Source organism: Shewanella sp. SG44-2 (assembly GCF_014164215.1).
GTDB classification, from domain to species: domain Bacteria; phylum Pseudomonadota; class Gammaproteobacteria; order Enterobacterales; family Shewanellaceae; genus Shewanella; species Shewanella frigidimarina.
The window spans coordinates 149,459-162,953 of record NZ_JACJEU010000007.1; the positions used below are offsets into that span (position 1 = coordinate 149,459).

The window sequence follows — 13,495 nt, forward strand, 5'->3', positions numbered from 1 at the left end:
TAGGACTATTCAACATAACTCTATTTACAAGGATCGTTATAAATGCGTCTCAAGTCTATTTTTATAAGTGAATATAAGAATCTATATAACTTTACAGTCTGTTTTTCAGCCGATAACCTGATTGAAATTTTTGTTGGTCGAAATGGCTCAGGAAAATCCAATTTTATTGAAGCTTTACTCGAAATTTTCAGGCATATCTATGAGTATGGTCATTCAGATGTCGAGGGTATGTTTGATTACGATATTACCTATGAAGTTGATGGCAGTGATATCAATATTGCTTTTAAATCTGGTTATTTATCGGTAAATGGAAAGCCTGCAAGTAACCTTAACAACATAGTTATTCCAGATCATATTTTAGTATATTACTCAGGGCATAATGGAAAGGTTAGTTCATTCGTTGATAATTATGAGAATAAATTCTCTTCAAAGCTCAAGAATGCTAATGCCAACTACCCACGACGTTTTATTGGCGTCGGAAATAACTACAAAGAACTCTTATTAAGTATCGTACTACTGCAGCAAGAAAATAACAAAGCAAGAGAATTTTTATTAGAAAAATTGGCTATAGAAAGTATTGAAAATGAGTTTATTCTTACTTTGAAAAGACCTAACTATGCTATCAATCAATATGGCAAACGTAGACAAAATTTTGATATTGAAAGTAATGATGACAAAGCTAGGTATTGGCATCCAGTTGGCATAACTAAAAAATTTTTAGACGAGTTATCTACATGTATAACTAAAGCACAAGGTGAAGTTGTCAGAACAGAAGGTTACTTGTGGTCGGAAGACCGGTATAAATTATACATCGATATTGAATTGTTACGGCTAAAATTTAAGAACATAAGTCCTGAAGAACTGTTTAAGCACTTTGATAACCTTAAAGCCCTAGGTATGTTAGAGTCGATTACTGTACCTTTAGTGTTAATTGGGGGCCGTGAGTCACATATCTCCCAGTTGAGCGACGGTCAACTTCAGTCTGTGTATATTTACACAATATCTGAATTATTTAAGAATTCTAATTGTCTAATTTTGATGGATGAACCTGACTCATTCTTACATCCTGATTGGCAATTTGAATTTCTCAAACAAGTTGATGAAATTAGTTTTAATGCAAAAAGAACTAATCATATAGTCATATCTAGCCATAGTGCTTCTACTGTAATGTCATATCGAGGGAATAAACTAAATTGTTTATCCGTTGATAGCAATCTAAAATCCACACACTACCTTTTAGATAAAAGCAATGCAATTAATTGGCTATCTAATAACAAAATATTTCTTGAAGAAAATCAGACTATTATGAGTATTTCTACTTTTTTAAAAAATTCTCAACAACCAGTATTATTCACTGAGGGGATTTCTGATGAATACATTTTGGATATTGCTTGGCGAAAATTATACCAAACTCAACCTAGACCATTTTGTATTCACAATGCCTTTGATCGGCATTTTTTAAGAAACTTAATGTCGCGTGATGAGTTGAGACTGAACCACTCAGAAAGACTATTTTTTGCACTTTTCGATTTCGATGATGCCTATGATGACTGGAATGGAATATCTAGTAAAGGAAAAGGAAAAGATATTGAGGCTGATCCATTTAATGGGTTAACTAGACAAATGCTGGTTAATGGAACAGAGACCAATCAATATGTAATACTCCTGCCTGTTCCTAATGTAGAGGCTGTAAAAAGGCAGGTTTTAAAAGCTGACAACACACCTTGGGGTAAAGGCTCTGATTCCCACATGGCTATTGAGTTGTTATTTTATAAAGAAGAATTAATAGACACCTATTTTAAAAAGGAACAAACATCAGGAGGGGGTGAGCTTATTGTTTTTAATGGTAATAAAGTACAGTTTGCTCAAGACTTTATTCCTAATTTGGAACCTGTAGAGTTTGAAATATTTAGACCTATGTTCGAGTTAATTAAATCAACAATTACAGCAGGTATTAATTCTAATGCTGCGTAGTATGTGTTTTTCAAGGTAGTTGTTACTTTTAATGATGAATCATATCAACGTAATTTGGCTATTTTAAAGTGTCTAATATTAAGTTTTTCTTAATAAGTTTACTAATATGAGAGGTATAGCCGCGAGGCATCTTGGCTGGCAGAATGATTTTCAAGCGAACAGCATCAAACATCGCACTGTATTATCCGTTGTAAGATTAGGAAAAGAAGTGCGGCGAAGGCCAAAATACACACTGAAAACGTCGATAATTTACTGGGCAATAACGAATATATCAAACTGGTTCATACCGCTGGCAGACCTAAATTATGAGGGGATACGCCAGCTATTTCTGTGAACAATGGATCTATGGTTATTGGAAGTGCCGAGCTGATATAGCTGCTTGTGTTGCTCAAGGCTGGAAACGCAATCAATACATAACTGGAAGGATGTTAACCCAAAAGGTATTCAATAAAATCATTTCACTTAAGTTTGTACCTGATAGTGAGCTTGAAGGTACCGTTATAGCGAATCAAAGATTCAAAGCAGAAGACCTGACGTTAAATCCAAATTTTTTTGTTCAAGGATTATCGGAAGGACAATTTGGAATCGAAAATGCAGTTGCTTTGTGGCTCGAGTACCAACAACTTGGATTAATGGATTCTGGCTTTGGAAATAAGCGAAGTGTGTTTGAACAATTTCAACATGACCATTTCAAATGAACAGTTATGACTAATCACAGAACCAAAGTAATGCATACTAAAACACACTGACAATCAAACCAAAAACATACCACAGGATTTGAAAAAGTCAGGTGGTATAAACTGACAACAAAAAGCGCTCTGAATAGAATATTGCACCAAAGTTGTGCGATCAAATCGTTAATACCAATATAACTATGTGATTATATATACTAAAAAGCCAGATCCACGAAGTGAGACAAAACTCATTTGGTATGAGAAACCACAAAAAAAATAATTGAATTACATTACATTACATAAATACTCTATTTAACATAATATACATTGTGCGCATATGTATGCGTACATTAGAAGTTATGTTCAATACTAAGTCTTTGTAGGTATTGATTGCTCATTAACAGCCTAATGTAGATTTATGTGCTTTTTATCATCGTGCTGAGATTGCATGCTTTAACTATTTACGGCTTGTGCCTGCCAATTATTTAATCTCAGCAAGATGATTTAACGGTTTATTGAATGCGCTTTGATGTCGTTCAGTTTGTGTGGTGTGTAAATACTGTGATGTTGTGTCGATGCTCTCATGACCGGCATCGGCCTGGACATGCGACAATGGTCGACGGTTGATATTGATGTCATGCGTGATCCCAGTGTGGCGAATATTATGCGCACTGAGTTTTCGCATAAGTTGGCTGTCGTGTTCAAAACCATCTTTAGCTGCATTGTCTGCAGCTAAGTTAATCAGTTTGTCTATTTCGTCACGTATGTGGCGAATACCAAGATTGGCATTGATGACTCCAGATTCACGTCCATGGGCTGCTGCTTTGTGACGGACAAATATAGGATGTTGATCGTTGATGTTGGGTAAATCACTGAGACGCAGATAACGTCGATAATCTACTAGTCCAGCCAGCAACGCTTTTGATATAGCAATATTACGTGCTTTGCCGCTTTTAGAAAATGGTACGTGAAAATACCAGATGCCAGAATGTGGATCTTGTCTAAACTGGCTCATGATGGGCGCATAACCTGCACGTGCACTGATCTCGGAGATTCGTAAGTAACAGCTATATAATAGTGTAATGAGGAATAAACTGCGTTGATGCTGCTCTGGTTGAGTGTCTGCAAGCTGGCTTACGGTGCTTATAACATAAGACCATTGTAACTCTGTAAAGGCATGATGGTTGTTGTCTTCGTCGATGGTAAATTTACGTTTAATAGCAAAACGACTGTGTTTTAACCATAACTGAGCCGGGTTACGCTCGGTATATTCTTCACTAATTAGGTAGCCATAAAATGATGATAATATTGCTATTTTAGTCTTCAGCGCATTATCACTCAGTTGATATGGTAGGCATTTCCCCAGGTGCTTTTTACCAATAAATGGCCGCCATTGTGGGTTTGGTGAACGTTCCCCAGTGGCTTTATTGAGTTTGAATTGCGCTACATTGAAATAGCCTATTAGTGTTTGTGGCGGCGATTGGCAGTAATCGATGTATTTGGCGATGTCTTTACGCGTTACCGCAATTGGCGATAATGCGACTACGTCAAAACACCAATGCAGAAATGTGGTTAACTCACTGCGGTAGGCTTTATAGTTGTTTTCTGACTGCTTTTGCTCAAATAACCAATCGGCACAGTGCTCTATAATGAGTCCTGCATCGGCAACTTTATCTATTGAAATTCGGGTAATGTACTGATTAACGGACGCATTACCTTGTAATACATGCTCTGCAGCATCAAATAGTGGTAATACTGGTGGCAGTTCATCAGTGATATTTTTGGTCATATGATTAAATATAGGTTATTGATTGTATTACCTTATTATACTATTTTTTGCCTGATGCCGATAATGTTATTTATCGGCATCAATCGTACCGATTATTAGCGATGTGTTTTGGATATGTTGATACTGCAATATCTTTGTCTGTTATCAATCGTTGCATACAAAGCTCTACAGCAGTTGATGGCATACATGCTTGCTGACACTGCTTATTGTGACATGTCGACCTTTTTTGGCAGCTCCATAAACACAATTGCCAAACGGTTTGTTTGCTTGCCCTGTCTAGGCATTGTAAGTCTGCAGCACATAAATGACCTGCTTTAATTAATTGGGCCACTTTATCTGCATCGATAGACACATTTATTCTGTTCATGTGTGCTCCTTATTTCACGCTACTCTTTTTCATAACGTTATTGCTCTATTCCCTACTCACCCTGGAAAGATGAATGCTGTAGCTTAATAATACATTAATGAGAATAGTTATCAATTGCATTATGACTGTTCTAACCACTTCTGTGCTGTTGATCATATATAAGCGCATATAAAGGCTCACTTGAAATGTTTAATCGACAAGTGCTGTTGAGCATTAATGCAATATAATGTCAGTACTAGTCATAAGATTCGAAGTGAAATGAAATATAGACAGTAGGAGTGAAGTTTTTGACAGGATGACACTGATACTAACCATAGTGACAATTAAATAGGCCATTTCAAGACCTTTGCTATAGTGAAATGAAATGCCTATAGCGATTAAATTACCTCTGCCCTAGCCCACAAAGGTATAGTCATCTGCATATATAAGTTAGCGATAACGTTAGTTGTTATCGTTATCGGCTAAGAAGTCGTACATTAATGTCCGTGGCTGTTGTTGGTAATCAAATGAAACAAATACTCGCCATACCATATAATCACTGCTGCATGAGCCAAAAATCAATGGTCCTTGATAGACATTATCTTTTATTTCGGACAATGAAACTGGGATAATACCCATGAACATGTCGCGCCCTTCAATTCTAATTGAAATATTAGTGATCGCTTGATTGCTGCTAAGCGTAACTATTAATGGTTTTTCGCTGGGGGTATTGACGGGATCAATCAATAAACCGACCTGCAAGTCGGCTACTTTTTTGTAACATTCTCCAACAGAAAACTGACATAACGTTTTATCGATGGCTAAATTAGCGTGTTCTTGTGTTTGTGGGTTGTCACAGGCTACTAAAAACATTAACAAAAAATTTAAAATGATAATTCGGACAAGTTTGTGCACAATTATTAACCTTTATGGTTGAGTGAGTAACATTATCTTTCACAGATTGATCTAGATCAACTTTGATACCTTTTGCTAAGTATCTTTTTTGACTTAGCTCAAGTATCATTACACCGCCTCATGCTAGAGAGAATTAACATGAGGTAACACCTTGACAAATGGCATTAAAAACAGCATTAATTAGTTTGTTTTATGACCACTTGTTAATCTAACTGGTAAAGCTCGCTTTACTAAATATTAAAAGTATAAGTAATAAGCCGTGGAAGCATTATGATGAACCATTCCCAGTCTACAGGCGCTGATTACAACTACACTATTGTCCGCCAATTCGCACTAACCACAGTTTTGTGGGGAATCGTTGGTATGTCAGTGGGTGTATTGATTGCGGCTCAGTTAATCTGGCCACAACTGAACTTCGACACTCCTTGGTTAACGTATAGTCGTTTACGACCATTACACACCAATGCGGTGATATTCGCGTTCGGAACATCAGCTCTTTTCGCTACATCCTACTATGTTGTGCAACGCACTTGTCAAATCCGTCTCTTTGCGCCCAAATTGGCCGCATTTACGTTCTGGGGTTGGCAAGCCGTTATTATTGCAGCTGCTATCACTTTACCAATGGGCTTTACCCAAGGCAAAGAATATGCAGAATTAGAATGGCCTATCGATATCGCGATTGCGATTATTTGGGTTAGCTATGCAATTGTATTCTTTGGCACAATCGCTAAACGAACGACGTCCCACATTTATGTGGCAAACTGGTTCTTTGGTGCCTTTATCATTACTGTTGCAGTACTTCACATTGTTAACTCAATGGCAGTACCAGTAAGCTTGTTTAAGTCTTACTCTCTGTACTCCGGTGCAGTCGATGCGATGGTTCAGTGGTGGTACGGTCATAATGCGGTAGGCTTCTTACTTACTGCTGGTTTCTTGGGGATGATGTATTACTTCGTGCCTAAGCAAGCTGGTCGTCCAGTGTATTCATACCGTTTATCAATTGTCCATTTTTGGGCGTTGATTGCGTTATACATTTGGGCTGGTCCTCACCACTTACATTACACTGCCCTTCCTGACTGGACTCAGTCATTAGGCATGGTAATGTCATTAATTCTATTCGCACCATCTTGGGGCGGTATGATTAACGGTATTATGACCTTGTCTGGTGCGTGGCATAAGCTGCGTACGGACCCTGTATTACGTTTCTTAGTTGTTTCATTGTCTTTCTACGGTATGTCTACCTTCGAAGGCCCAATGATGGCAATCAAAACAGTTAATGCTTTATCTCATTATACTGACTGGACTATTGGTCACGTTCACTCTGGCGCGCTAGGCTGGGTTGCAATGGTGTCTATTGGTTCTTTATATCACTTAATTCCAGTGCTATTTGGTCATGGTCGTATGTACAGCATGAAGCTGGTTAACGTCCATTTCTGGTTAGCGACTATCGGTACTGTTTTATATATCGTGAGTATGTGGATTTCTGGTGTTATGCAAGGTCTTATGTGGCGTGCGGTTAACTCTGATGGAACACTAACGTATAGTTTCGTTGAGAGTTTAGAAGCCTCGTACCCATTCTACTTTGTACGCTTTATTGGTGGTTGTTTCTTCTTAACCGGTATGTTTATTATGGCCTATAACGTTATCCGTACCGTTAAAGCGTCTAAAGATTCATTACCTGCTATTGCAGAAGCTTAAGGAGCAGATTCGATGAAATTTAATCATGAATTAATTGAAAAGAATGTCGGCCTGCTTGCTATCTTCACTGTTATCGCCATTAGCTTTGGTGGTTTGGTGCAGATTACTCCACTGATATTTCAGAAAGACACTACCGAAGCTGTTGAAGGTCTTATTCCTTATACTGCTTTACAGATTGAAGGTCGTGACATTTATGTTCGTGAAGGTTGTTACAACTGTCACAGCCAAATGATCCGTCCTTTACGTGCTGAAACAGAACGTTATGGTCATTATTCTGTTGCTGGCGAGTCTGTTTGGGACCACCCTTTCCAATGGGGTTCTAAGCGTACTGGTCCTGATTTAGCCCGTGTTGGTGGACGTTACAGTGATAAGTGGCACGAAGTGCATTTAATTAATCCTCGTGACGTTGTACCACAGTCAAACATGCCTGGTTTCCCTTGGTTAGCTGAAAATAAGCTAGACGGCGAACTCACTGGTGACAAGATGACTATTCTGCGTAACCTGCATAAAGGCGGTTACAAAGGTAATGATCTTTACACTGATGAAGAAGTTGCTGGCGCTAAAAAAGCGGTTGAAGGCAAGACAGAAATGCAGGCGCTGATCGCTTATTTGCAATCTTTGGGTCACGCACTCAAATAGGAGGCAATAATGGATTATGGTACTTTTCAAGGTATTTTAACCATAGTTGTTATGGTGACCTTTGTAGGCATTTTCTTTTGGGCATACAGTAAGCATAGCAAGTCAAAATTTGACGAAGCGGCTAACTTGGTGTTTACAGAAGATGAACTTGCAAAAATGTCAAAAGACTCGGGAGATCAGAAGTAATGATTATGAGTAACTTCTGGAGCATTTGGATTTCTGTACTGACGATTGTGGTCATTGCTGGTTGTTTTATCCTTCTAAAACTGGTTAATAATAATTACACCGGTGTTGAAGAAGGTAAATCAATGGGCCACAGTTTTGATGGTATTGAAGAACTGAACAACCCACTACCAAAGTGGTGGGCGTACATGTTCTATTTAACCATCGTATTCGGTGTGATCTATTTAGCTCTATATCCAGGCCTAGGTAACTACAAAGGTCTGTTTGGTTGGACAAGTTCGAACCAAAGTATTGGTACTGAAAAAGGCATTAAAGCCGACTCAGCTGCAGCGCTTGAAGCAGCAAAAGCTGACAACCGTTTATCTCAATATGACCGCGAAGTGGCCCATGCTGACGAAAAATACGGTCCAATTTTTGCGGCATATTTAGCGACACCGTTAGAAGAGCTAGTAAAAGACCCTGAAGCATTAAAAGTGGGCGGTCGTTTGTTTTTACAAAACTGTTCACAATGTCATGGTTCTGATGCTCGTGGCTCTAAAGGCTTCCCTAACCTTACCGACAGTGATTGGTTATATGGCGGCGAACTAGCCACTATTAAAACCACTATCATGAACGGTCGCAACGGCATGATGCCGCCAAAAGGTGGTTTACCTATCGAAGACAGCGAGATTAAAGGTCTTGCTGAATACGTAGTTAAACTTTCTGGTGGTGTACATGACGAAGCGTTAGCCGCTCAAGGTCAAGGTTCATTTATGAAAGGTTGTTTTGCGTGTCATGGTATGGATGCAAAAGGCAACAAATTCATGGGTTCGCCTAACCTAACTGATAACGTATGGTTGTATGGCGGTAGCCGTGGTGTGATTGCAGAATCTATCACTAATGGTCGCGCAGGCGTCATGCCAGCATGGAAAGACATTCTTGGTGAAGAGAAAGTCCATGTCGTAGCTGCTTATGTTTATAGCTTATCAAACAAATAGTTACATATGAGTAACAACAAGGCCTCGAGATTATCGAGGCCTTTTTTTTAAGTGATTATTAAGCCATTACGGGGTAAAATAGCCCCCGAATTATTAACACCATTTTAGGACGTATTATGTCGGATCAACTCCCTTGGTATAAGCAGTTTTGGCCTTGGTTTTTAATCATCTTGCCAATGTGTGCCGTTATTGCCAGTTTAACCACACTAAAAATTGCTCTAGATAATTCTGATTCATTAGTTGCCGAAGATTATTATAAGCAAGGCAAAGCGATTAACATGGATTTGCGCAAAATTAAGTATGCTCAGCAGATTGGAATGAAATTTTTAGTGACTGTCGATGATCAAGAGTTAACTATCACTCAACACGGTGGCCCTGAATATCGCGCTGCGCTGAATGTACGTTTTTATCATCCGACTATTGAAGCTAAAGATTTCAGCCTCAATGCAACGGCCGATGCTAATTATGTTTATCACATCCCATTAGATGCTGCGATTACCGGCCCTTGGGAAGTGCGCATAGAAGGATTTGATGCTAAGTGGCGTATACAACAACGTATTGATATTAAAGATGACGTTGAATATTGGCTAAATTAATAGTAAATCGATTAAGTTTTTGAATGATGACATATGTAATTAAGCTGGTATAAATAGATGACATCTTGCTTTCATTGCAATGAGCCGGTGCTAACGGGTGAACAGTTTACAACCGTGATTAATGGGCAACCACAACCTATGTGCTGCCCAGGTTGCCAGGCGGTTTCGCAAGCGATTATGGATGCTGGCTTAAGCAGCTATTATCAATTTCGTAGTGAGCCGGGCAATCGTCAAACTGCTTTGATACCTGAGCAATTGTCGCAATACAGTGCTTATGATCTACCTGAAGTACAGCAAGACTTTGTCCATAAACAAGGGGCTATTGATTCGACCTCTTTGTCTATCGACGGCATTACCTGCGCCGCTTGTGCATGGTTAATTGAGCATAAACTAAAACCCATTGCTGGTGTCACCAATGTATTGGTTAACTCAACTACACAACGCGCATTGGTAAGTTGGGATAGTCAAATTATTCAGCTCAGTGAAATTTTGCAGATTATCAGTAAAATTGGCTATCAAGCCGCGCCCTACCAAGTTGATGAACAAGAAAAACAATCAAAAGCAGACAGTCGTAAATTTTTACTTCGTTTAGGACTTGCAGGCTTTGCCACCATGCAGGTGATGATGTTTGCCCTTGCCTTATATACTGGATACTTTACCGACCTAGATGTCGAGTTTCGCGATTACTTCCGCTGGGTGAGTTTAATTTTTGCTGCTCCAGTGGTGTTGTATTCAGCTCAACCCTTTTATTTCAGTGCGCTTCGGAGTTTATTAAGTGGCAAGCTTAATATGGATGTCTCTGTCTCCATTGCTATTTTAGGTGCTTATATCGCCAGTTGTGTCGCGACGATTCAAGCCAATGGTGAAGTGTATTTTGAATCTGTTTCCATGTTTACCTTCTTCTTATTACTCGGCCGCTATTTTGAACAAACAGCAAGACAAAAAGCCTCTGTTAGTTCGAGTAATTTACATAAACTGGTTCCTTTAACCGCACATTTATACCGTGATGGCGAGATTACTGAGATTGCTGCTAAACAACTCGTCATTGGCGATATTATTTTGGTCAAACCAGGTGAAGTCATTGCAGCAGATGCTGAGGTGGTTAATGGCCTATCAAGCGTCAATGAAGCCATGCTAACCGGCGAACAAATGCCAATAGGTAAACAAATTAATGATACCGTTTATGCCGGAACCATTAATGTCGAACAACCTCTGCAAGTTAAAGTCACTGCGTTAGGCCAAGATCAACTCGTGGCTGAAATTATTCGCTTACAAGAACTTGCATCAAACAACAAACCGGCTATTGCTTTGGTGGCCGACCGTTTAGCTCGATACTTTTCCGCGACCATATTATCGATAGCAGCAATAACTTATTGTGTTTGGTTATTTATTTCTCCTGATGATGCCTTTTGGATCACCTTGTCGGTATTAGTTGCCACTTGTCCATGTGCCCTCGCCCTTGCAACGCCGACAGCAGTGACATGTGCGACGGCTATTTTTACCAAGTTAGGTGTGATTCCGCGCAAGGCCGGCATTTTTGAAAAACTGACTAAAATTGATCATGTGGTGTTTGATAAAACAGGAACCTTAACCTGCGGTCAATTATCGATTGGTGAAGTGCAAACCTTTGGCGAATACTCATCAGAGCAAGTGTTATCGTTGGCTGCAGCAATTGAGCAAGGCTCTTTACATCCCATCGCACTAGCATTTAAACCTTTTTATGATAATAAACACCTTGTCGAAAATGTTGATCATCATATAGGTTTAGGTATTCGCGCGAGTATCGGTCAACGGCAAGTTTGTATTGGTACGGCTCAATTTGTTACCCCAGACACAAATGTAGCGGCTTCACAGGCAATTGAAACCCAGTGGATATATCTGTCTGTCGATAACAAATTGATCGCTAAAATTGAAATGCTTGATGAGTTAAGAGTCGACAGTTTAGCCACCGTGAATGCGTTAAAAGCGGCCAATATAAAAATCAGTATTGCCAGTGGTGATAATTCGGGACATGTTGAGTTTTTGGCTAGTAAACTCGGTATTTCAGATGTACATTCAGGTTTATCGCCGCAAGATAAGTTAGCGTTAGTGAACCAATTACAACAACAAGCCAATGTGGCTATGTTTGGAGATGGCATTAATGATGCGCCAGTACTTGCTGGAGCAAACTTGTCTGTTGCAATGGGAAGCGGCAGTGCTATTGCAAAAAATAGTGCTGACTTAATTTTACTAGGCGATCACTTGTCACGTTTTAATGATGCTATTGATGTCGCTAAGCAAACACAGCGCATTATTCATCAAAATTTGTTATGGGCTTTTGCTTATAACATGGTTATTTTGCCATTAGCAGTTACCGGACATGTAGCCCCGTATATTGCCGCGATTGGCATGTCGGTTAGTTCACTGATTGTGGTGAGCAATAGTTTACGCCTTCTTAGGATAAAATTATGAGTATCATTTACGTATTAATACCTATTGCGATGTTGTTTGTATTGATAGCAGTCTCTATTTTCTTTTGGGCAGTAAAGTCTGAGCAATTTGATGATTTAGATAGACAAAGCGTGTCTATTTTATTCGATGAAGACGAAAACAGCATGAACAAAAACAGCAGTGCTAATGCCGACTCTTCCAACGACAGCTCTGCAACTAATGATTTTCCAACTAACAGCTCTCCAATTAACCGTTCTGCTAGTACCGATGTTGCCCAACAAAATACAGTTGGTTCTGCTGCTTCATCTACTACTCACACTAAACCAGAGTAAACCCAGTGATTGAATATAATGTTGGTGGTGCATTTATTGTTGGTTTAATGGGCGCTGCACATTGTTTTGGCATGTGTGGCGGATTAATTGGGGCTTTTTCGGCAAACATACCCACCAATGGACAGACACGTTTAGGCACGCAACTGACATTTCTGTGTGGCTACAATTTTGGACGTATCTTTAGTTACACGGTGGCTGGGGCCATTGTCGGTGGTAGTGTCTCCGCTCTTGGTCATTTATTTGATGTTGATGGTTATTTAATTTTTCTTCGCATTTTTGCGGGCTCCATGATGATTCTTACCGGCCTTTATATTGCTCAGATATGGTTTGGAATCGTTCATATTGAAAAAGTTGGCAAAGTGTTGTGGCGATACTTACAACCTTTAACGCGTAAATTTATCCCCATTACTCATCCATTCCAAGCCGTTATGGCGGGTATGGTATGGGGCTGGCTCCCCTGCGGCCTGGTGTACAGTACATTAACTTGGTCTGTTGCATCTGGTAGTGCATTACAAGGTGGCTTGATTATGTTCGCTTTTGGTTTAGGTACTTTACCCGCTTTATTTGCGGCGGGATTAGCAGCTAAAACCTTGGCCCAATGGGTACAAAAGCGAGCAGTGAGATTATTCAGTGGCGGACTTTTGGTGTTGTTTGGATTGCAAACGCTTTACATTGCTTTTAATCAACTCACCTAGTCAATTACTTTTAAATATGCCTATATTAATTTTAAGCTAGAGCAGATTTAAAACTACCTTACACAGGTTTTTATTAATGAATTTTATCATTAAAATCAATGCTTATGAGTTAAGCCGTTAAGTATGTAGAATGTTTTTTAGATAGGTATTAGTTATAAGCGATTATATCTGCAATGCGTCGAAGCGAAGCGAGTTACAATTGCGCTTTAAAATGTCATTATTACAGTGTCTGTTCTCTTTATTTAGT

At 39.3% G+C, this 13,495-nt stretch carries 12 protein-coding genes and 2 pseudogenes; 11 read left to right on the top strand and 3 right to left on the bottom strand.

The features are described 5' to 3' along the window. Positions 1–42 precede the first annotated feature (42 nt). From H5181_RS07825 to H5181_RS07835, 3 genes and pseudogenes are all read left to right on the top strand, one after another. Positions 43–1,974: an AAA family ATPase gene (locus tag H5181_RS07825; protein ID WP_182750696.1), complete on the top strand. Its 1,932-nt coding sequence runs from the start codon at positions 43–45 to the stop codon at positions 1,972–1,974. 112 nt (positions 1,975–2,086) lie between these two features. Beyond that, positions 2,087–2,283, top strand: a pseudogene (locus H5181_RS07830) (IS4 family transposase); the annotation flags it as partial. A gap of 116 nt (positions 2,284–2,399) precedes the next feature. Then, positions 2,400–2,672 carry a hypothetical protein gene (locus H5181_RS07835; protein ID WP_182750697.1) on the top strand — a complete coding sequence of 91 codons (273 nt, stop codon included), beginning with the start codon at positions 2,400–2,402 and terminating at the stop codon, positions 2,670–2,672. Between the two features lie 457 nt (positions 2,673–3,129). Here the strand turns inward: H5181_RS07835 and H5181_RS07840 are convergent, their stop codons facing one another. From H5181_RS07840 to H5181_RS07850, 3 genes are all read right to left on the bottom strand, one after another. Then, complete coding sequence (locus tag H5181_RS07840; RefSeq protein WP_182750698.1) at positions 3,130–4,437, bottom strand: site-specific integrase; 1,308 nt, start codon at positions 4,435–4,437, stop codon at positions 3,130–3,132. A 79-nt stretch (positions 4,438–4,516) separates the two neighbouring features. Next, positions 4,517–4,804, bottom strand: a complete 288-nt coding sequence (locus H5181_RS07845) for a hypothetical protein (RefSeq protein ID WP_182750748.1) — start codon at positions 4,802–4,804, stop codon at positions 4,517–4,519. 441 nt (positions 4,805–5,245) lie between these two features. After that, positions 5,246–5,698: a hypothetical protein gene (locus H5181_RS07850; RefSeq protein ID WP_011637470.1), complete on the bottom strand. Its 453-nt coding sequence runs from the start codon at positions 5,696–5,698 to the stop codon at positions 5,246–5,248. Between the two features lie 270 nt (positions 5,699–5,968). Between H5181_RS07850 and ccoN the strand changes: the two genes are divergently transcribed. From ccoN to H5181_RS07890, 8 genes and pseudogenes are all read left to right on the top strand, one after another. Then, positions 5,969–7,396, top strand: a complete 1,428-nt coding sequence (ccoN, locus tag H5181_RS07855; protein WP_011637471.1) for a cytochrome-c oxidase, cbb3-type subunit I — start codon at positions 5,969–5,971, stop codon at positions 7,394–7,396. Positions 7,397–7,408: 12 nt separating this feature from the next. Further along, positions 7,409–8,035, top strand: coding sequence for a cytochrome-c oxidase, cbb3-type subunit II (gene ccoO / locus H5181_RS07860; protein WP_011637472.1), 627 nt, complete (start codon positions 7,409–7,411; stop codon positions 8,033–8,035). A 9-nt stretch (positions 8,036–8,044) separates the two neighbouring features. Further along, the gene (locus H5181_RS07865; protein ID WP_011637473.1) at positions 8,045–8,221 is read left to right on the top strand and encodes a cbb3-type cytochrome c oxidase subunit 3; all 177 of its coding nucleotides are present in this window, start codon (positions 8,045–8,047) and stop codon (positions 8,219–8,221) included. 5 nt (positions 8,222–8,226) lie between these two features. Then, on the top strand, positions 8,227–9,195 hold the full coding sequence (ccoP, locus tag H5181_RS07870) for a cytochrome-c oxidase, cbb3-type subunit III (RefSeq protein ID WP_182750699.1): 969 nt from the start codon (positions 8,227–8,229) through the stop codon (positions 9,193–9,195). A 116-nt stretch (positions 9,196–9,311) separates the two neighbouring features. Beyond that, positions 9,312–9,791 carry a FixH family protein gene (locus H5181_RS07875; RefSeq protein ID WP_011637475.1) on the top strand — a complete coding sequence of 160 codons (480 nt, stop codon included), beginning with the start codon at positions 9,312–9,314 and terminating at the stop codon, positions 9,789–9,791. A gap of 57 nt (positions 9,792–9,848) precedes the next feature. Beyond that, a complete protein-coding gene (locus H5181_RS07880; protein ID WP_182750700.1) occupies positions 9,849–12,242 on the top strand; it encodes a heavy metal translocating P-type ATPase in 2,394 nt (797 codons plus the stop codon). After that, positions 12,239–12,403, top strand: a pseudogene (ccoS, locus tag H5181_RS20705) (cbb3-type cytochrome oxidase assembly protein CcoS); the annotation flags it as partial. The gene H5181_RS07880 and the pseudogene ccoS, both read left to right, overlap by 4 nt. A 155-nt stretch (positions 12,404–12,558) precedes the next feature. After that, a complete protein-coding gene (locus H5181_RS07890; protein ID WP_182750702.1) occupies positions 12,559–13,248 on the top strand; it encodes a sulfite exporter TauE/SafE family protein in 690 nt (229 codons plus the stop codon). The last annotated feature ends 247 nt before the right edge of the window (positions 13,249–13,495 follow it).